Annotated in this window: 11 protein-coding genes; 6 read left to right on the plus strand and 5 right to left on the minus strand. The window is 72.0% G+C overall.

The features are described from left to right. Window positions 1-4048: beta-galactosidase (locus ACFXI4_RS23615; RefSeq protein WP_384994079.1), on the plus strand; the 4048-nt coding region annotated here is incomplete at its 5' end. A gap of 83 nt (window positions 4049-4131) precedes the next feature. Here the strand turns inward: ACFXI4_RS23615 and ACFXI4_RS23620 are convergent. Next, on the minus strand, window positions 4132-5037 hold the full coding sequence (locus tag ACFXI4_RS23620) for an AraC family transcriptional regulator N-terminal domain-containing protein (protein ID WP_384994082.1): 906 nt from the start codon (window positions 5035-5037) through the stop codon (window positions 4132-4134). 142 nt (window positions 5038-5179) lie between these two features. On the opposite strand from ACFXI4_RS23620, the gene ACFXI4_RS23625 reads away from it, so the two are divergent. The 3 genes from ACFXI4_RS23625 to ACFXI4_RS23635 are packed head-to-tail and all read left to right on the plus strand — an operon-like array spanning window position 5180 to window position 7399. Continuing rightward, window positions 5180-5497: a putative quinol monooxygenase gene (locus ACFXI4_RS23625; protein WP_384994084.1), complete on the plus strand. Its 318-nt coding sequence runs from the start codon at window positions 5180-5182 to the stop codon at window positions 5495-5497. A gap of 41 nt (window positions 5498-5538) precedes the next feature. Beyond that, complete coding sequence (locus tag ACFXI4_RS23630; protein WP_384994086.1) at window positions 5539-6516, plus strand: alpha/beta hydrolase; 978 nt, start codon at window positions 5539-5541, stop codon at window positions 6514-6516. Between the two features lie 4 nt (window positions 6517-6520). Continuing rightward, entirely contained in the window at window positions 6521-7399 is an 879-nt protein-coding gene (locus ACFXI4_RS23635; RefSeq protein WP_384994088.1) for an oxygenase MpaB family protein, read from the plus strand. A 67-nt stretch (window positions 7400-7466) separates the two neighbouring features. Here ACFXI4_RS23635 and ACFXI4_RS23640 read toward each other — a convergent pair whose 3' ends face one another. From ACFXI4_RS23640 to ACFXI4_RS23655, 4 genes are all read right to left on the minus strand, one after another. Further along, on the minus strand, window positions 7467-14444 hold the full coding sequence (locus ACFXI4_RS23640) for a glycoside hydrolase domain-containing protein (protein ID WP_384994090.1): 6978 nt from the start codon (window positions 14442-14444) through the stop codon (window positions 7467-7469). 677 nt (window positions 14445-15121) lie between these two features. After that, window positions 15122-16003 carry a class I SAM-dependent methyltransferase gene (locus ACFXI4_RS23645; RefSeq protein ID WP_384994092.1) on the minus strand — a complete coding sequence of 294 codons (882 nt, stop codon included), beginning with the start codon at window positions 16001-16003 and terminating at the stop codon, window positions 15122-15124. Window positions 16004-16052: 49 nt separating this feature from the next. Then, the gene (locus tag ACFXI4_RS23650) at window positions 16053-16460 is read right to left on the minus strand and encodes a PPOX class F420-dependent oxidoreductase (RefSeq protein WP_384994094.1); all 408 of its coding nucleotides are present in this window, start codon (window positions 16458-16460) and stop codon (window positions 16053-16055) included. 246 nt (window positions 16461-16706) lie between these two features. Beyond that, complete coding sequence (locus ACFXI4_RS23655; RefSeq protein ID WP_384994387.1) at window positions 16707-17840, minus strand: alpha-lytic protease prodomain-containing protein; 1134 nt, start codon at window positions 17838-17840, stop codon at window positions 16707-16709. Between the two features lie 269 nt (window positions 17841-18109). Between ACFXI4_RS23655 and ACFXI4_RS23660 the strand changes: the two genes are divergently transcribed. Then, entirely contained in the window at window positions 18110-19588 is a 1479-nt protein-coding gene (locus ACFXI4_RS23660; RefSeq protein WP_384994097.1) for a glutamate--cysteine ligase, read from the plus strand. 102 nt (window positions 19589-19690) lie between these two features. Further along, window positions 19691-20917 carry an aminotransferase class V-fold PLP-dependent enzyme gene (locus tag ACFXI4_RS23665; protein ID WP_384994099.1) on the plus strand — a complete coding sequence of 409 codons (1227 nt, stop codon included), beginning with the start codon at window positions 19691-19693 and terminating at the stop codon, window positions 20915-20917. The last annotated feature ends 19 nt before the right edge of the window (window positions 20918-20936 follow it).

Below are 20936 nucleotides of genomic sequence, written 5' to 3' on the forward strand. Positions count from 1 at the left end.
GGACGCCGGCCGGCAGCCGCCCGCCGCGGCGCCCGCCGCCGGCCCGCGGGCGCACACGGTGACTCTCGACGGCTACTCGTTCCTCGTGGACGGCCGACGCACCTACCTGTGGTCCGGCGAGTTCCACTACTTCCGGCTGCCGAGCCAGGACCTGTGGCGCGACATCTTCCAGAAGATGAAGGCCGCCGGCTTCAACTCCACCTCCCTGTACTTCGACTGGGGATACCACTCGCCGAAGCCGGGGGTGTACGACTTCACCGGGGTACGGGACGTCGACAGACTCCTCGACATGGCCCAGGAGGCCGGCCTCTACGTCATCGCCCGCCCGGCGCCGTACATCAACGCCGAGGTGGACAGCGGCGGCCTGCCGGGCTGGCTGACCACCAAGGCCGGGAACAACCGCAGCGACGACCCGCGGTTCCTGAAGTACGCGGACGAATGGCTGACGCGGATCGACGGGATCATCACGCGCCACCAACTGACCAACGGCACCGGCTCGGTCATCGCCTACCAGGTCGAGAACGAGTACTACAACGGCTCGGCCGCCGGCCGCTCCTACATGCAGCACCTGGAGGACAAGGCCCGCGCCGACGGCATCACCGTTCCGCTGACCGGCAACAACAACGGCACCTTCAACTCCGGTAACGGCGCCCTGGACGTGGACGGCCCGGACTCCTACCCGCAGGGCTTCGACTGCTCGAACCCCGCGAAGTGGAACGGCGTTCCCGACATCAGCTACGACCACCCGGCCGGAAAACCGCTCTACTCACCGGAGTTCCAGGGCGGCGCCTTCGACCCCTGGGGCGGCCCCGGCTACGACAAGTGCGCGCAGCTGATCGACGACCGGTTCGCCGACGTGTTCTACAAGCAGAACATCGCCGTCGGCGCCACCGCGCAGAGCTTCTACATGACCTACGGCGGCACCAACTGGGGCTGGCTCGGCATGCCCGAGAACTACACGTCCTACGACTACGGCGCCGCGATCCGGGAGACCCGCCAGCTCGATCCGAAGTACTACGAAGACAAGCTGATCGGGTACTTCACCCAGTCGGTCGCCCCGCTGACCAGGACCGAGGCGATCAGGGCCACCCCGCCGGACGACTCCGCCGTCGTGGACACCGCCCGGATGAACCCCGACACGAAGACGCAGTTCCACGTCCTGCGGCACGGCAACTCCACGTCCACCGCCGCCGACACGACCCACATCGCGCTCGACCTCAACGCCCAGCCGGCCGCGGACACCACCTACACCTGGGACGACCCCGACTCCGCGCTGCAGTACTCCGGTTCGTGGTCCCACGTGGCCGACACCAGCTACACCGGCGGCGACTACAAGCACACCGAGTCGTTCTCCGCCAAGGCCGGCGACTCCCTCACCGTCGCCTTCGACGGCACCGCGATCCGCTGGATCGGGTCGAAGACGAACAACCACGGTTACGCCGACGTCTACCTCGACGGCGCCAAAGCAGCCACCGTCGACGACTCCGGCAGCGAGAACCAGGCCGTGCTCTTCCAGAAGACCGGCCTGGCGGCCGGCGCGCACACCCTGAAGATCGTCGTGAACGGCGACCACAGTGCGGGGTCCACGGACGACTACGTGGCCGTCGACGCCATCGACGTGCCGACGGCCGACGCCGTGCAGCCGACCTATCCGGTCGTGCCGCAGCAGCCGGGCACCGCCATCACCCTCGACGGACGCGACTCGCACGTCATCGTGGCGAACTACCGGCTCGGGGACTCACAGCTGCAGTACTCCACCTCCGAGATCATGACCAGCGCCACGATCGGCGACCGGGACGTGGCCGTGCTCTACGGCGACCAGGACAGCGACGGCGAGACCGTTCTGCGCTACGCGGCGAAGCCCAGCGTGACCGCCACCGGCGGCACGGTCGCCGCCACCTGGGACGCGGCCACCGGCGACCTGCGGCTGAACTACACCCACAGGGGCCTGATCCGGGTCAGTGTCAGCGGCGGCGGACAGCGCCCGCTGCTGCTCCTCCTCGGCGACAAGGCCACGGCGGAGACCTTCTGGCGCCAGGACACGGCAGCCGGCCCGGTACTCGTGCGCGGCACCCATCTGCTGCGCACCGCCACCAGCCGGGACGGCGGCCGCACCGTGGCCCTCACCGGCGACAACGCCGACGACAAGAACATCGAGGTGTTCACCTCCGCCGCCCATGTCACCTGGAACGGCGAGGCGTTGGGCAGCAGGAGGGCCGACGCGGGGAGCCTGACCGGCACCATTGCGGTGGCCGCCCCCGTTCACCTGCCGGCACTGACCCACTGGAAGCACGCCGAGGAGTCTCCCGAAGCGGCCCCCGGCTTCGACGACTCCAGCTGGCAGGCGGCAGACAAGGCGACCACCGACAGCGTCTCCGGAGTCAACTCACTGCCGGTGCTCTACGCCGACGACTACGGCTTCCACACCGGCAACACCTGGTACCGCGGCCGCTTCCGGGCCACCGGCAAGGAGAACGGCATCCACCTGGTCTCGGACTCCGGCGGTGGCGCGCAGGCCTTCTCCGCCTGGCTCAACGGCACCTTCCTGGGCAGCTCCACCACGGGGAGCGCCGACTTCACCTTCCCGGCCGGCGCGCTGAAGTCCGACGGCGACGACGTGATCTCCGTGCTCACCGTGAACATGGGGCACGAGGAGGACTACAACTCCACCAACGGCAACAAGACCGCGCGCGGCCTGACCAGCGCCTCCCTCGTCGGGGCGCCGCTGACCTCCGTCACCTGGCGGCTGCAGGGCGTACGGGGCGGCGAGGACCTCCAGGACCCCGTGCGCGGTCCGCTCTCGACGGGCGGTCTGTACGGCGAGCGGGCCGGCTGGTCCCTGCCCGGGTACCCGGACGGCGCCTGGGACCGGGTCTCCCTTCCGACGGCCGACACCCGCCCCGGGGTCTCCTGGTACCGCACCGACGCCCGTCTGGATCTGCCGCACGGCCAGGACACCTCACTCGGGCTGACGTTCACCGACGACCCGTCCCGCAAGTACCGCGCCACGATCTTCGTGAACGGCTGGCAGGTCGGAAACTACGTCAACTACCTCGGCCCGCAGCACACCTTCCCGGTCCCCGACGGCATCCTGAACCCGAACGGCCACAACAGCATCGCCATCGCCGTCTGGAACCTCGACGGCAGTACCGGCGGCCTCGGCAAGGTCTCGCTCACCGACTACGGCAGCTACGCCTCGTCCCTGCGCGTCGCGCAGAACGACAGTCCCCGCTACGACGCCCGGACGTACGCGATGCCGAAGCGTCCGGGAGCCGACGTCACCCTGGACGTGCCCGGCACCGCCCGGCCGGAGCAGGCGTTCACCGCCCGTACGACGGTGGAGGTGCCCAAGGAAAGGCCCGCCGTCACCGGGCTGACGGCCGCGCTCCTTGCCCCCGACGGCTGGACCGTGACCGCCATGAGCCCCACGTCGGTCGAGCGGGTGCGGCCCGGCACCTCGGCCGCCGTCACCTGGAAGGTCCAGCCACCGGCCGGGACACTGCCGTCCGCCTCGGCCCTCACCACCACCGTGCGCTACCGGCAGAACCGACGGGCGGCCACCGGCACCGACGAGCGCATCGTCGGCGGGATCCCACCGGCGCCGCCGGCCGGGCGGAGCGCGGTGAGCGACCTGCCGTTCCTGTCGTCCACCAACGGGTGGGGCCCCGTGGAGCGTGACAGCAGCGTCGGCGAGCAGGCCGCCGGCGACGGCCGTCCGATCACCATCGCGGGCGCGGGCCACGCCAAGGGCCTCGGCACCAACTCCGTCAGCGACGTCCAGCTCTACCTCGGCGGACAGTGCTCAAGGCTGACCGCGGACGTCGGGGTCGACGACGAGACGGGCGGGGCGGGCACGGTCACCTTCTCCGTGATCGCCGACGGCAGGACCCTGGTGACCACACCGACCGTCCGTGGCAAACAGGCCGCCGTGCCGGTCGACGTCGACGTCAGCGGCGCGCAGGTGATCGACCTCAAGGTCGGTGACGCGGGCGACGGCAACGGCAACGACCACGGAGACTGGGGGACACCCACACTGACCTGCGGATAGGCCGGCGCCCGGCTCGACGGTCCCGGTGTGCGCGCCGAACGGGGCGCGTTCCGGCGCAGCCGGTCGGGGTCTTGCGGGTCCGCTCAGGGAAGGACGCCCGCGGGTGCCCGGGTGGTGCCGCGCAGCCGGGCCGCGTCCTGGCTCGGGGGCGCGCCGAACTGCCGTCGGTACTCCCGGCTGAACTGCGAGGCGTTGTCGTAGCCGACGCGCCGGCCGACACCGGTCACGTCGCCGGGGTGGGTGGCCAGCAGCAGCCGGGCCTCCTGGAGCCGGATCTGCTTCTGGAACTGGATGGGACTCATCGCCGTCACCGCCTGGAAGCTGCGGTGGAAGGCGGAGACGCTCATGCCGGACATGCGGGCCACGTCCTCCACGCGGAAGGCCTGCGCGTAGTGCTCGCGGATCCAGCGCACGGCCCGGGAGACATGGCTGAGGCCGCTGTCGGCCAGGCCGAGTTCGCGCACCGTCGCCCCTTGCTCGCCGGTGATCAGGCGCCACAGGATCTCGCGTTTGACGAGCGGGGCGAGCACGGCCCGGTCGCGAGGCTCGTCGAGCAGCCGCAGCATCCGGACCACCGCGTCGAGCAGTGCGGCCGGGGCGTCGCTGACGGCGATCCCGGACGGAACTCCTCCGCCGGCCCGGGGGAGATCGCCGGGTCCGGCCCGCAACAGCAGTTCGGCGACGGCGGACGGCTCCAGGGTGAGACCGAACCCGAGGGCCGGGTGCTCGGGACCGGCCTGGGTGAACTGCCCCGTGACGGGCAGGTCGACGGAGGCCACCAGGTACTGGCCGGCGCCGTACTCGTAGACCCGTTCACCGAGGGCGAGGCGTTTGGCGCCCTGGGCGATGACGGCCAGCACCGTCCCGGACATGGAGGGCGCCGGCGGGTCCGGCCGGTCGACCCTGGAGATGAGGACGCCGTCGATGGCGGTGGTCCAGTCGGACCGGGCATGCCGGTCCAGCAGGCTGCGGAACTCGTCGAGGGACATGCCCCCATTGCAGCACCCCGCTGCCATCGTGCTCTCGCAGCCGAGAGGATCGTGCAAGTTCACGCGAGCATCGTTCTAACGTTTCCGCAGGTCAGGCCGCTTGAATGGAATCACCGCACTCCATCACAGGGAAGAGGGAACCATGATCGCCGCCTACGGCTTCAACGCCACCCTGACCGCCGGGCCCGGCATGGGCGACCGGCTGGTCGACCTGCTGTTGACCGGCCTGGACGAGGGCAGCCCCGGCGCGAGCGAATTCTGCGTCGTCTACCTGGTCTCCCGGTCCGCGTCCGACCCGGACGTCGTCCATGTCACCGAGGGCTGGACCAGCGAGGAGGACCACCACCGGATCTTCGCCGGCGAGGCCGCCCAGGCCATCGTGGCGCGGATCGGCGGTCTGCTGGCCAAGGAGGCCGAGTACACCGACTACGTCCCGGTCCGCGGCAGGGCCGCGTTCTGAACCCCCGCGCTCCCCTCCGGCACCGGAAGAAAGGCCAGACGATGACCATCGCGCGCCCCGCCCTCGACCCCGAACTGAGCCGGCTGCTCGCCGGCATGCCGCTGATGTCCCGGCTCACCCCGGACCTGCTCGCCCAGCTGCGCCGGCTCCCCTCCCCGCCGGTCGACTCCCTCCTCGCGCACCGGCAGGCCGAACGGCGGGAGATCACCGTGCCGGCCGAGGACGGCACCCCGATCCGCCTCTCGGTCGTCCGCCCCGCACACACCCCCCGCGCCACCGCCGCCGCCCCTTGCGTCTACTGGATCCACGGTGGCGGGATGGTCATGGGCGACCGCTTCTCGCAGCTCGACATCCCGCTGGAGTGGCTCGACGAGTTCGGCGCGGTCGTCGTCTCCGTCGACTACCGGCTCGCACCGGAGGCCACCGGCACCACGCTCGTCGACGACTGCTACCAGGGCCTGCTCTGGACCGTCGAGCACGCCGCCGAACTCGGCATCGACCCGGGAAGGATCATCGTCGCCGGCGCCAGCGCGGGCGGCGGACTCGCCGCCGGTCTCACCCTCCTGGCACGCGATCTGGGCACCCCGGCGATCGCCGCGCAGGTGCTGATCTGTCCCATGCTCGACCACCGCAACACCACCGTCTCCAGCCGCCAGTACACCGGCGTGCCCGGGGTCTGGACCGGCGAGATGAACGCGTTCGGGTGGCGGGCCGTGCTCGGCCGGCTCGCCGGCGACGAGGTGCCCGCGCATGTCTCGCCCGCGCTCGCCGACGACCTCTCCGGCCTGCCCGCCACCTACATCGACACCGGCTCCGCCGAGGTCTTCCGGGACGAGGACACCGACTACGCGAGCCGTATCTGGGCGGCCGGCGGCCAGGCCGAACTCCACGTCTGGGCAGGCGGTTTCCACGGCTTCGACGCCCTCTTCCCGCAGGCCCGCCTCTCGGTCACCGCCCGCCGGACCCGCACCGAGTGGCTGGCCCGGGTGATCGGGGGTGACGGACCGGCCGGCCGGTGACACGATGCGAGGGGCGAGAAAGGCGGCAGCCGTGGTGCCGGACGTCCGCGCGTCTTTGGGCGCGATGCTCTTCCGCCGGGTGGCGGGCCCCGACGGACCGGCCACCCGTGCCCGGATCCACGGCACACCCGGCCCCCGCTGGTTCGTCTCCGGCCGTCCGATCCGCGTCGTGCACGGGGACGCCGCCATGTTCGTCGGAGGGCTGGGCGCCCTTCTCCTGCAGTCCCTGCATCCCCTCGCCATGGCCGCGGTCGCCGCGCACTCCGGATACCGCGGCGACCCCTGGGGGCGGCTCCAGCGCACCAGCGCCTTCCTGGCGGTGACCACCTACGGCACGGTGGACGACGCCCAGGCGGCCGTGGCCGCCGTCCGGGGCATCCACGCGAAGGTGCGCGGCACGACGCCGGACGGCCGGCCCTACCACGCCGCCGACCCGCACCTGCTCGGATGGGTGCACGCGGCCGAGACGGAGTGCTTCCTGCGCGCCCACGAGCGCTACGGTTGCGCTCCGCTGGACCGGGCCGGCTACGACGCCTACGTCGCCGACACCGCACGGGTCGCCGAGGCACTCGGGGTGATCGATCCGCCGCGTGACCGCAGGGAACTGCCGGCCCGGCTGGCCGGCTACCGGCCCGAGCTCAGGGCCACGCCCGACGCCCGGTCCGCGGCGCGCTTCCTGCTCCTCGAACCCCCGTTGCCGCTGCCGGTCCGTCCGCTGTACGGCATCCTGGCCGCGAACGCCGTGACCCTGCTGCCCTCATGGGCCCGGTCACTGCTGCGGCTGCCCCGTATCGCGGCCGTCGAGGACGTCACGGTGCGACCGGCCGGTCAGCTGCTCACCCGCACGATCCGCTGGGCCATGAACACCCCCGACGTCTCGTAGCGGCCCGCAACGGCGAAGACCCGCCGTGCCCCGAAGGGCACGGCGGGTCCCGGCGTCACCCGGTGCGCTACGCCCAGGGCATGCCGCGGGTTTCCGCCCACTCCGTTCCCCGTGACCAGAGCCCGCCGCCGCCCGGGGCGCCGGAGGTGTTCCACCCGCCCGGTCCCGCGACGGCGCCGTCACCCGCGGCCGGCACCCGCCGCTCGTCGCGGTCCGTGCGCTGGAAGCCGACCGTGTAGGTCCGGGTGACCGCGCCGTTCGCCGAGGTCACCCTGATGGTGCGGGTGGTGAACCCGGACCCGGCCGAGAGGAGGACCGAACTGCCCTCGGTGACCTTCACCCGCTCACCGGACCGGGCCGGCACGGCGGAGACGGCCGGTATCCTGCCGTTCTTCGGCCAGTCGACGACGTAGGTGGACACCTCCGGGTCGAACCCGTCGATCGCCGCACCTCCGACGGTCAGCGCCTTCGCGTCGGCGACGCTGGCCCCGGTGGCGTCCGAGAAGTTCTTCACCGTGACCGACCCGTCGGCGTTGACGACCACCTTCGCCGCCATCGCCGCCGCGAGGTTGATCCGCTGCCAGCTCGCCCCGCCGTCGGCGGTGAGGTCGAGCGGGTACCCGGAGTCCGTCGCGGTCTGCTCCAGGATCTGGCTGCGCTGAGCGGTGGTGAGGTCCGGGAAGGCCGTGATCAGCAGGGCCGCCGCGTCGGACGGCGTCTTGAGGGCCTGCCCGGCCTTGCCCACCTGGGAGAACCCGTAGGTCAGACGCCGCGTGTACAGGTCGACGTCCTGCGCCGTGCTCAGGCCTTCGTACGGGTCGCCCTCACAGGCCGCGAGCGTGTCGCCGTATCCCTCCTCCTGGCACTGCGCGAGCAGCACGTTCTCCATCTCGGTGTGGGCCTGCAGCAGCAGCTTCGCGAAGTCGGGGTCCGCCCACCGGTGCGCCACGGTGGCCTGGCCGGAGATACGGCCGCCCATGACGTCCAGCGGGTAGTGGAACCCGAGGACGACGCGGTTGTCCCCGTACTCCGAGGTGCGCGCGAGGATCGACGGCGCCAGCTCCGGCAGGAGTGTGGCGAGGATCGTGCCGGCCTCGTAGCCGCCGTAGGAGTGGCCGCTCGGGTACGAGCCGCTGGTGGCGAGGCTGCCGTACGAACCGTCCTGCGACTCGTAGACGGAGCCGCCGTCGCCGACGAACCCGAGCCGCACGTAAGGACGCTGGTAGCCGTAGTGGGTCTTGGCCGCGTCGACCTTGTCTAGGTTCTGCGTGACACGGGAGAACAGGGCGCTGGTCTTGGGCAGCCGACCGTCCTTCAGGGCGTCGCCGTAGATCTGCCCGAGCCGCGACCCGAGGCCGTCCGCCATCGTGACGGTGGAGCTGTTCGTCGCGTCGACCTCGGCCCGGTCCACCTCCTTCTGGGTGGCCGCGTTGTTGATCCGCACGGCGATCCGGTCGTTCTCCGCGGTCGGCGGGGTGCCCTGGGACACCTTGGTGTCGGCGCCGATGATGCCGGAGCCGAGATCGCCGATGCCGTTGAGCAGGCCGTAGAAGTAGTCGGTCCCGTCACCGGTTCCCGGCCACTTGTCCGACGGGTAGGACGCGTCGAGCGTCTCGTCCGGGAAGGGGGAGGACTCGTACGCCGGGTCGGCGGTGTCCACCGGGGCTGCCGCCGCCGAGTCGTCCGCCGAGGCGCTCTTGGCGGAGTCGTCCGAGGTCCCGGCCAGGGTGACCGCGGTGACGGTGGCCGTGTGCGCCTTCGCCTTGCCCGCGGTCGTGAGCAGTGCCGTGTCCGCGGTGGCGGAGACGTGCGCGGTGGTTCCGTCCCTCAGGGCCACGGTGTACCCGACGACCGGGAACCCGCCGTCGCCGGCCGGCCGCCAGGTCACCCGGACCTGCTTGCCGGTGGTGACGACGCCTGTGACGGAGGGCTTCTGGGGCTTGCCGCCGCTGGTCACCACCGGCGCGGTGGCCGCGCTGGGGCGGGAGGTGCCGACCGCGTTCACCGCACGGACACGTGCCGTGTACGACCTGCCGGACCGCAGCCGGGTGAACGTGGTGCTCCGGCTGTCCGGGTCCCGGATCTCGACCTGGTGGCCGTCGTCCAGGGTGATCTTGTACCCGGTGACCGGCGATCCGCCGGTGTCCCCGGGCGCGGCCCAGGCGACGGTCACGCTCGTGCCGGAGGACGTCGCCGACACCGTGTCCGGCGCGGCCGGTACCGTCCTCGGCTTCGTGGCGAGCGCGGACAGGGCGCGCTGGAGCGCGTCGTACCGTGCCGTCAGGGTCGCGTCCGTGGCCGTCTCGGCCGCGAGCGCGGTCCTCGCGTCCGTGAGCGTCTGGGTGAACGCCTTCCACGACGCGTCGGTGTAGCGGGTGTCCTGGAGCGCCGACGCGGTGGCGACCAGGTCCTCCAGCCGCAGCCTCGGCACCGGGACGAGCTGCTTGGCGGCGAGGGTCAGGCTCCGGGTCTGGGTGTCGACCTCCAGCTGACTCGTGCCGTCGGCGTCCACGAGGGCCCGAGCGGCGCCGAGTTCGCGCCGGTACACACCGAAGTCGATGGTGTCGTAGCGCGCTTCGTCGGCAGAGAGGCCCTCGTACTGCTCGATGGCCTTGCGCAGGGCGGACTTGTCGGTGACGGCGGGCGTCTCGACGTGGTTGAAGGTGATCCGGCCCAGGTTCGCGACGTACGGGTGCGAGGAGTCCGGGGTCGTGGTCAACCGCAGGTGGACGGTGTGCTTGCCGGTGATCGCCTTGGGCAGCGTCAGGCTCGTCGTCCCTCCGGACGACCAGGCGGCTCCCGTGACCGGCAGCGGGACGGTCGCGTACGGCGTGCCCGGGTCGGCGGTGTCGAAGGAGTCCAGGTAGAGGCCGACGGCGGAACCGGTTCCGCAGCGCGCCGAGTTGTTGACGTAGGTGATCGTGACGGTGCTCTTCTGGGAGGCACCGAAGTCGATGTCCCCGTAGTCGAGCCAGGCTCCGTCGTAGGTGCCGCCGAGGTCGGTGGTGGAGCCAGAGCCGGTCCAGCCGACCGGCTCGCTCTTGAGCCCGCCGCCGCTGTTCGCGTGGAACGCGGTGGCGTCGAAGCCGACGGGCGCGTCGGCCTGCTGCGTCAGGGCCAGCGAGTAGATGTTGCCCACGTAGGGCTGGGACGAGGACTGCGTGCTGGAGACGAAGTCGGCGTACACGTCCTGGACGCCGGTGAAGAGGCTCGCATCGAGGTGGACGCTCGTGGTCGCGATGGTCCCCCAGCCCGATCCGCTGTAGTCGAGCGGGACGGACACGGTCTTCGGGCCGTCCTTGGAACCGAGGTGCAGTTCGATGTGCGAGTCCGAGGCCGCCCGCGACTGGGGCTTGTCATAGCGGACGGTGAGGGTGTCGGCACCGTCCCGGAGGTCGGTGTCCTTCCACTCGCCCCAGGCGCCGTTCGTCACGTTCTCGAAGATGCCGTTCGAGAGGTTGAGCGGGGCCGAACCGCCGCCGGTCGTGGTGCTGTTGACCGCGGTGAGGGTGGCGAGTGTCGTCGTCGGGGACGTGGCGACCTCGTAGGGCGAGAACTGGTACCAGTCGAAGTTCGACACCCACTGCTGGCCGGCCGGCGCGTGGAACACGAACGTCGCGCCCGACGCGTCCAGCAGCGCGGCCGGGTCGGTGACGGCCGCCTGCACCGTGCTGTAGTACTGCCAGCCGCCGGTTCCCGGGAGCTGGGCGGTGGCGACGACGGGGCCGTCGGCGGCGCCGGCGTGGATGTCGACGCTGCTCGGCTTCGCGTTGGTCGCCTGCGAGTTGGCGTAGCGGACCGAGATGGTCCTGGGCGCGACCCCGCCGAAGTCCAGCTTGGTGTACCGCTCCCAGGCGCCGTCGGTGACGCCACCGAGGTTGCCGTCCGAGTTGTTCCGCTCGCTGACGAGGCTGGGGCCCTCCTTCTGGTCGGGGGACTCGGCCTGCAGGACGGCGTAGCCGCCCTCGTCGATGGTGAGCGTGTCGACGGCGGAGTGCAGCCCGTCGGCGGCGGCCATGATCGTGCCGGTCGCGGAGGCGGGGTCCGCGAGGACGGTCCGCGCGCGTTCGAGCGCCGACCGGAACAGGTTCCAGGAACCGTCGGAGTAGTTGCCGCTGCGGACCAGGGACGCCTGGTCGACCAGGGTGCGGAGGGCCTTGCGGTGCACCTTCGCGGCGGAGACGGCGAGCGGGTCGGTCGGGGACACCCCGGTGCCGCGCACCGTCGAGGCCCGCACGCCGTGGGCGAAGGCCGAGTCGGCGAAGGTGATGCCGAAGTGCGCGTCGACCTGCGTGCTGCCGGTGAGCGACAGCGTCGCCGTCCGCGAACCGGTGACGCGGAGGTCCGCGGTGACACCGCCCGGCAGGCCGGTCACGGTCGCCGCTCCCGTCCTGGTCAGGCTGGTTCCGTTGCGGGCGGCGAACGACGCCGGCCCGGACAGGGTGAGCTTCACGCTGCCGTCGACCTCGCCGTCCGCGCCGGTGTCGACGGTGTCCGGACGGGCGGAGACGACGGTGTCGCCCTTGCCCGTTCCGGCGCCGCCGTCACCCGTGTCGCCCCCGTCGGTGTTCAGCGAGTACGCGGGCTGCGAGTGGGTGCCCCACTGCGAGGGCTTGGAACCCATGGTGAAGTCCAGGGTGCCGCCGGAGATGATCTGGGAGTAGTCGAGCCACGTGTTGTCGAACCGCTTGCCGTTGAGGGTCGCGCTCTGCACGTAGTAGGTGCTCGGCGAGACGCCGTCGGCCTTCACCGTGAACTTGGAGCCGTTGGCGTAGGTGATCGTCGTGGCGTCGAAGAAGGGGCTGCCGATCTGGAACTGGCTGGAACCGGCGGTCACCGGGAACAGGCCCAGGGCGGCGCCGACGAACATGGTCGACATGGTGCCGGCGTCGTTGTCCATGGTCGGCAGGAAGCCGTTCGGGGAGAGCTTGTAGACCTGGGTCTTGACCGGCGGGGTGAACTGGCCGCCGGAGCTGGGGGCTTCGTTCGTGGAGCCCGTCGCGATGTAGCGGTTCCAGGTCGTGCCGGTGTAGATGGACCGCACCCACTTCTGGGTCAGGCTCGGCTCTCCGACGTAGTTGAAGAGGTACGGGGCCTGCAGGTCGATCTCGTTGGCGTTGGAGTGCAGCATGGTCGAGCCGTCGTCGACGGCCGAGTCCTCGCCGAACATGTGGTTGACCGCGGCCCTGCCCGCCTTGTCGCCGCCCATGGCCTTGATGAGGCCGCCCATGTCGTACGCGTCGTACCAGTGGTACTGCCAGAGCGTGCCCTGGTAGAGGCCGGCCGCCTCGAACTTCTCGTAGTCGGCGGCCTGCCAGTCGCCGCCCGTGGCACGCGGGGTGAGCAGACCGACCGCGGTGCCGTCGGCAGCGGTCCAGGCGTCGGACTTCACGAGGTTGTCGATCGCCATGGTCGACTGCGTACGCAGCTTCTTTGCGTCCGCGTCCTTGCCGAGCGCGTCGGCGATGACGGACAGCGCCCACTGGTCGTAGCCGCGCTGGACGGTCGTACCGGGGTCGCCGCTGACGTAACCCTGCCGCAGCTGGGCCCCCGTGTAGTACCCGGAGTACGCCAGCAGCGCCGGGTACGCCTCGTCGAGCCGGTCGAAGTTCTTGAAGCCCTTCGACAGCGCGTCGGCGACCAGGACGGCCGAACGCTCCCAGCGCACCGTGGGAACCGAGTGGGTGAGGCTGCCGAGGCTCTTGCCGGAGGCGCGCTGGTCGGCGAAGAGCTCGATCAGCGACTGGATCATGTCCCGGTAGGTCGCCGGGTCGATGTACGCCTCGACGGAGTACTTGCGGAAGTCGTCCCAGGTGGACCAACCGTCGTAGTACGTGAAGCCGTTCGCCTTGTGCACCGCTCCGTCCGCGCCGCGGTAGGTGCCGCTGGTGCTGGTGGCGTTCACCGGCAGCGCGTACATGCGGTACAGGTGCGTGTAGAACTCCTTGGTGAGCGTCGACCCGGGGTCGGACTTCGCCGAGGAGCGCACGTCGACCGCGCCGAGCGCGCTGTTCCAGGCCGCCTTCGTCCGGGCGCGGGCCTGGTCGAAGGTGAGCCCCGCCACCTCGTTCTTCTGGTCGGTCGCGGCCTGTTCCGCGCTGACGGGCGAGAGCGTGACGCGCAGTTCGACGTCGTTCCCGGCGGACTTGTCGAATCCGAGGACGGCGCCGGTGTCGGAGCCGTCCTGACTGGTCGCGTCGGTCAGCTTGCCGTCGTTGCCCCAGCTCTTCAGCGAGGTCACCGGGACGTTCGTGGTGGCGTGGTAGTACAGCTGGTACGCGGCGCCGTTGAACGACCCCGCGACGAGCCCGGAGATCGAGGTGGTCCCGTCGGCGAGGGTCGTCGCCTTCATCGTCGAACGGGTGCGGCTGGTGAAGTTGTTCGCCAGGTCGAGGACGAGTTCGGGGTTCGATCCGGCGGGAAAGCTGTACCGTTCGAGCGCCGTGCGCGTCGTCGCGGTCATCTCGGCCTTGACGGTGCCCGGGTCCTGCGTCACCGACGACGCGGTACCGGAGACGGATCCGAGGCCCACCTGGTAGGAACCGGGCGTCGCGCTCTCGTCGTCGTGGCGGTAGGTGTGGGCGTACGTGCTGGGCGCGGGGCGCTTGTCGTACTGCACGGAGGTCGGTACGACGAGCAGGTCGCCACCGCCGCCCGAGCCGCCGACGCCGTCGAGGTTCGTCGCGGTGAAGCCCGCGATGTGGTCCTCGTTGTAGTCGTACCCGGTGTGGTTGCGGTCCGGGGTGGTCAGCGGGTTGACCTTGGCGAGGCCGTGGGGCGCCTGCGCGCCCGGCAGGTCGTTGCCGTCGTCGCCCGCGGTCGACACGAACGGGTCGACGAGTTTCGTGTAGTCGGTGCCCCCGGACGTCCCCGCGGACCCGGCGGTGGCGGGCAGTGCGAGCGCCGCGCCGCCGCCCGCCAGCGCGGCGACGCCGAGCGCCCCGGCGAGCAGCGAGGCGACCGCCGCGCGCAGTGACCGGCGACGCCGGCGGGCGGTTCTCGGTGGCAGTGGGCGGGGCAGCAGGGCATCGGGTCTGACAGGCACGGAACCTCTCCAACGTCGCGATACACGGCGCGGTTCGGGGCCATCGGGGACAACGTTGTCAGCCCGTACGGCACCCGGACCGTGCGGACTCGGGGCGAGATGGCGGCGGACGCACGGAACCCCCGGTAGCGTGCGCGGCCGCCGCCATCAGACACGGGGAAAGCATGCGGCAGGCAAACAGTATTCGTACAGGAGATGCGTGTGCGGGCACCCGCGGAGCCGGGGAGCGCCGGCCGACCGCACGTCAGACCGCCCTGGTGGGACGGGGCGTGACGTGCTCGGCTCTGCACGCCGAACCCGGGGGAGCGGCCCCGCGGTCGCGCGGACGCGGTGAGGCGGACGGGAGTGAACGACCGGTGGAGCGGGCCTGGCTCTCCCCCGGCCCTGCTCTGCGAGAGCCAGGACTCCGGGAGGGTCGAGACGCCGAGAGCGTGGCGGCGGCCGAACGGGAGACGGACGCCGCCCCTGCCGTGCCGTCCGTCGTCCCCGCCGGCCGCCGCCGGGAGGGTTGACCCGTCGCCCGTCCCGAACTCGACGCCCTCGCCCCGGATGTCACGGCCCGCGACCCCGCTCGGCTTCACGTGCGGCCTCGCCGGCGGCACGCAGACGCGGCGACCGTCCGGCTCGGAGCGACGGGCCGGTCCCGCCGTCGGTCCAGAGGGTGACAACCGCCGTGCTCAGCCGCCGTGGTACGCGGCGACCGCGACGCGGCCCGACCGCAAGGACGAGCGGTGCCGCGCCGGAGTGCCGGCGGTCCGCGCGAGCGTGAGGAGGTCGTCGTCCGAGACCACCCGCAGGCCGTACTCCGCCAGCAGTTCGGCCATCCGCTTCGGCGGCCACAGTGACCGCCACGGCTCGCCCGACGTCACGGAACTGCCGAGCACGCGTGCCAGCAGCCGGCCGGCGGACGCCCGCGCCGAGGGCGCCTGGTAGTTGAGGACGAGCGTGCTGTCCGGGGCGGAGCGGGCGGTGAGCGCGGCGACCGTCGTACGGACCGCGTCACGGGTGAGGTAGGGGACGACGCCCTCCCACAGCCAGGTCGTCGCAGCGGAGGCGTCGTGGCCGGCCGCGTCCAGGACCTCGCCGAGGTCGTCGACGGCGAGATCGGCCGGCGTGAACCGCACGGAGCGGGCGACGGCCGGCAACTCGGGGATCCCGGCGAGCCGGGCGCGCTTGTCCTGCTGGGAGGCCGGATGGTCGACCTCCCACACCCGCGTGCGCGCGAGCTCGGGAAGCCGCCACGCGCGGGTGTCCAGGCCCGCGCCGAGGATCACGAGCTGGCCGGCCGGGCGGGCGCGCAGGGCCTCGTCGATCGCCGGCGTGCGCACCGCGACCACCTCGGCACACGCGCGCACGCTCTCGAAGGCGACCCGCGCCCGCCAGCCCTCCGGGACCGTGCCCGCGCGCACCTCGTCCACGGGCACCCGCTCCGCGCCGCTCAGCAGCCGGACCGCCACCGGATCCGTGAACCGGTCCGCGGCGATCCGCCCGTCCGCCGCCGCCCGGCCCTGGCAGACCAGTACCGCTGTCCGGCTCGCCGCGCGTCCGCTGTCACTCATGAACCCGCATTCAACACCACGCCCCCGACAGCGCCGCCCGCGAGCGGACTCAGATGTTGCCCACGACCTTGCGGGGCGTCACGCGGACGACGACCCGTTGCGCGTCGTCCCCGGACGCGGGGTTGAAGTCGCGGTACTTCTTGCCGGTGTACTTGAGGGACAGTTCGTCGATCAGCCGCTGGCCGCCCTCGGTGGTCGCCTCGGCCGTGCCACGGATCTCCGCATAGGTGTAGGGCGCGTTCGGCGGGTTGATCATGATGCTCACGCGGGGGTCGCGGCGCAGGTTCTGCTCCTTGCGGCGGCCGACGGTCGTGGAGAACAGCAGATCGCCGCCGTCGCGCTGGAGCCAGACGACGGACTGCTGGGAGCTGCCGTCGGGCTGTACGGTCGCGACGACCGCGAAGACCGGTGTGCTGTCGATGAGCTGCTTCAGATCATCCGAGAACGTGTCGGACAAGGCGGGACGCCCCTTTCCCCGGTCGTGAACCGGCGCTCGGCCCGCCCACCGTACGTGATCGAACCGCACGGGTACCCGTACCGGCCTCTGTACACGCCGGTGACGGCGGGCGAGGCCTTCCGGTGGGTCCGGTGGGTCCGGTGGGACGAGGGCCGTCGGTGCACGACGCGAACCCGCGCGGGCGGCCGCCCTGCCGAACGGCCGCTGTGTCCGGGGCGGTTGCGCGTCGTGCACCCGGGCCCGGGATCAGGCCGTGTGGAGCGTCAGCCCGTACCGGCTGAGAATCTCGTTGACCGGCTGGTACCAGGTCTCGCCGCCGGAGCCGCAGTTGCCCCAGCCACCGGAGGTGACACCCTGCGCCTGGTCGCCGCTGATGAAGGAGCCGCCGGAGTCACCGGGTTCGGCGCACACGCTGGTCTTGGTGAGCTGGTGGACCGCCCCCTGGCTGTAGTTGACCGTCTCGTTCTTGGCCAGGACGGTCCCGCAGTGCCAGTGCGAGGTGGAGCCCGAACGGCAGATGGACGCACCGACGGGCGCCTCGGCGGAACCGCGGACGAGCTGGTCGGAGACCGTGCCCCAGCCGAGGACCACCGGTACGGTCCACCAGCCGCTGCCGACGTTCACCCAGGAGTAGTCGTTGTCCGGGAACGAGGAGCCCTGGAAGTTCCCGACGTAGGAGCCGTCCCAGCCGTACACGGCGGCGCCGGGCTGACCGCAGTGCCCGGCGGAGACGAAGCCGCCGTAGACCGAGAAGCCGATGGAGCAGCGTACGTTGCCCGTGTAGTAGGGGTCGCCGCCCACGGTTCCGGCGGCCAGCGTGCTGGGCGTGCGCGCGGTCTGCCGCACCACGACGGGTCCCGACGCGCGGGCGCGGGACAGGAAGGTCCGGACATCGTTGTCGGCACGATGTGCGCGGACCACGTTCACGACGACCGCGCCCGCCTCGGGGTCGACGTGCCAGCTCGCGACCCCTGCGGGGGCGTGGATCCTGTCGATGCGCGCCTTCGTCGCGTCGAGCTGCCGCGCGCTGTGTGCGACCAGGCGTACGGTCGCGCCCGTCGCGCGCACTGCTCCGGTGTCCGCGCCGCGGGTGACGGCGACGGTCAGGGTGCCGCTCGCGGCGTCGAACCAGGAGCCGCCGTACGACGAGCCGGCGGCCCGCTCGGCCTTCCGCTCCACGGCGGTCGCCGCCTTCTCGGCGGCCAGACGTGCCTCGGCCTGCGCCTCGGTGAGGCCCAGATCGTGGCGCATGGCGGAGAGGAGGGCGGTCGAGGCCGGTGCCTGGGGGGAGGGTGCCGGGGTGTCCGCGGCGGAGGCGGGCAGGGTGTTCGCGGTCGCCCAGGTGCCGAGGAGCAGCAGCGCGGACAGGGCGGAGCGCATGGCTGTGGTACGTCTCAAGGGATTGCCCCTTCGTCGTTCCGGTGGTGTGGGGGTGGAACAGCAGACCGGTGAGAGCGCTCTCAGACGTGCGCGGCAGAGCCTAGCCGTGGATCATGGACAGGTCCATGCCAATCGCAGGACCGGCTGGTCACTCCCGGCCGCCTCGCCGGGCGCGCCCCGTGAACGCGGGCGCCGCGAGTGTCCGGGATGCCCGGGAAGTGCGACGCTGGACCCGGAAGGCATCCGCCGAGGGGACCCGGGAGGGCCCGATGGGACGTGATGTGCCGGCCCGGGTGTTCACACGGGAGGACCGGCGCCGGTACCGCGAGAAGATGCACACCTGTCTCGACGTACTGGCGCAGATGCTGCGTGATGCGGGCTTCGAGAGTGAGCGCCCCCAGGTCGGCATGGAGATCGAGCTCAACCTGGTGGACGGCGACGGGCTGCCGGCGATGCGGAACACCGAGGTGCTGCGGGCGATCGCCGACCCGGCCTGGTCGAGCGAGCTCGGCCGTTTCAACCTGGAGATCGACATCCCGCCCCGGGAGCTGACCTCCGGTGGCCCCGGAGCCTGGGAGCAGACCATCCGGGACGCGCTCAACCACGCCGAGGACCGTGCCGCGACGGTGGGCGCCCACCTGATCATGATCGGGATCCTGCCGACGCTGGGCGAGCCGGACGTGGGCGAGGCTGCGCTGTCCGGTGATCCGCGCTACCGGCTGCTGAACGAGCAGATCTTCGCGGCGCGCGGCGAGGACCTGCGTATCGGCCTCGAAGGCGTGGAGCGCCTTTCGATGTACGCCGACGCCATCACCCCGGAGGCCGCCTGCACCAGCACCCAGTTCCATCTGCAGGTGGCTCCCAGGGACTTCGCGGCCTACTGGAACGCGGCCCAGGCGATCGCGGGCGTGCAGGTCGCCCTCGGCGCCAACTCGCCCTTCCTCTTCGGCAGGGAACTGTGGCGCGAGACCCGTATCCCCCTGTTCGAGCAGGCCACCGACACCCGTCCGGAGGAGATCAAGGCGCAGGGGGTACGGCCGCGGGTGTGGTTCGGCGAGCGGTGGATCACCAGTGTCTTCGACCTGTTCGAGGAGAACGTGCGCTACTTCCCGGCGCTCCTGCCCGTGTGCGACGACGAGGACCCACGGCGGGTGCTGGACGCCGGGGGCGTGCCGCAGCTCGGGGAACTCACCCTGCACAACGGCACGATCTACCGCTGGAACCGGCCCGTCTACGCCGTCACCGGCGGCGGGCCGCACCTGCGCATCGAGAACCGCGTCCTGCCGGCCGGCCCCACCGTGGCCGACATCATCGCCAACGCCGGGTTCTACTACGGCCTGACCCGGGCCCTGGTGGACGAGGACCGTCCGGTGTGGTCGCGGATGTCCTTCGCGGTCGCCGAGGAGAACCTGCACGCCGCGGCCCGGGACGGCATCGACGCCCGGCTGTACTGGCCGGGGGTGGGCGAGGTGCCGGTCACGGAACTCGTGCTCAGGCGCCTGCTGCCGCTGGCGCACCGGGGTCTGGAGCTGGCCGGCCTGGATGCCTCCTGGCGCGAGCCCATGCTGGGCATCGTCGAGCAGCGCTGCGTGAACGGCCGCAACGGTGCCCTGTGGCAGGCGGAGACGGTCCACCACCTGGAGCGGACGGGCGTCCGCGACCGCCGGGAGGCGCTGCGCCGCATGACCACCGCGTACATGGACTACATGCACCTGAACGCGGCGGCGCACACGTGGCCCGTGGACTGAGCGCCGCGGCGGGCTGAGGACGAGCGCCGACCCGGTCCCGGGGAGCGATCGGCGTCGTGTCAGGATGCCGGGAGATCGCTGTGTTCCCGGAGGCTTCCTGACGTGAGTGAGACCGAGGTGGCCGTCGCGCCGCACCCCCTGCTGCTGGCCGACGGCGCACCCGCCGCCGACGCGTGGTCCCTGGACCCGGCTCTGACCCACCTGAACCACGGCTCGTTCGGTGCCGTTCCGCTGGTGGCACAGGAGCGGCAGGCACAGCTGCGCGCCGAGATGGAGCGCGCTCCGGTGGTGTGGTTCCCCGAGCTGCCGGAACGGATCGCCGCCACCCGCGTCGAACTCGCCGGTTTCCTGCAGGTCGACGCCGGTGACCTCGCCCTGGTTCCGAACGCCAGCGCCGGCGCCAGCGTGGTCTACAACGTCCTCCCACGCCGCGGTGGCGGCGAGATCGTCGTCACCGACCACGGCTACGGGGCCGTCACCATGGGAGCCGAACGGCTGGCCCGCCGCTGGGGCGGCCGGGTGCGCACGGCGCGGGTACCGCTCGGCGCGGACGAGGACGAGGCGTACCAGGCCGTGGCCGCCGAGATCGGGCCGGCCACCGACCTGGTGGTGATCGACCAGATCACCTCGGCGACCGCCCGCCGGCTGCCGGTCGAGCGGATCGGCGCGGAGGCACGCCGGCAGGGCGCGGCGATGCTCGTGGACGGCGCCCACGCGCCCGGTCTGCTCGCCGCACCGCTCGACGGCGCGACCTACGACTTCTGGACCGGCAACTTCCACAAATGGGGCTGCGCCCCGCGCGGCACGGCGGCCCTGGTCGCCCGCGGACCCCAGCGGGACCTGCTCTACCCGCTGATCGACTCCTGGGGGGCCGAGGACCCCTATCCCGACCGCTTCGACCAGCAGGGCACGCTCGACGCGACCTCCTACCTCGCCGCGCCCACGTCCCTCGACTTCGTCGAGCGCACCTGGGGCTGGGCCGCCGCCCGCCGGTACATGGACGGGCTCGCGGACCACGCGGCCCACGTCATCGGCGCCGCGTTCACCCGGCTCACCGGTGACGACAGCCGGGCCGACGTCGGGATGCCCGTCCCCGGCATGCGTCTGGTACGGCTGCCCGAGGGACTCGGGCGCAGCCGGATCGAGGCCGACGCGCTGCGCGACCGGGTGGCCCGCGAACTCGCCGTCGAGGCGGCCTTCACCAGTTTCGGCGGTATCGGCTACCTCCGCGTGTCCGCCCACGTCTACAACACCCCGGCCGACTACGAGTACTTCGCTGAGAAGTGTGTGCCCGTGCTCGGCAACTGGGCCCGCCAGTCGCGCTGTTGAGTCCGCGGGTCAAGCGTTC

The organism is Streptomyces sp. NPDC059224 (assembly GCF_042754285.1).
Taxonomy (GTDB): domain Bacteria; phylum Actinomycetota; class Actinomycetes; order Streptomycetales; family Streptomycetaceae; genus Streptomyces.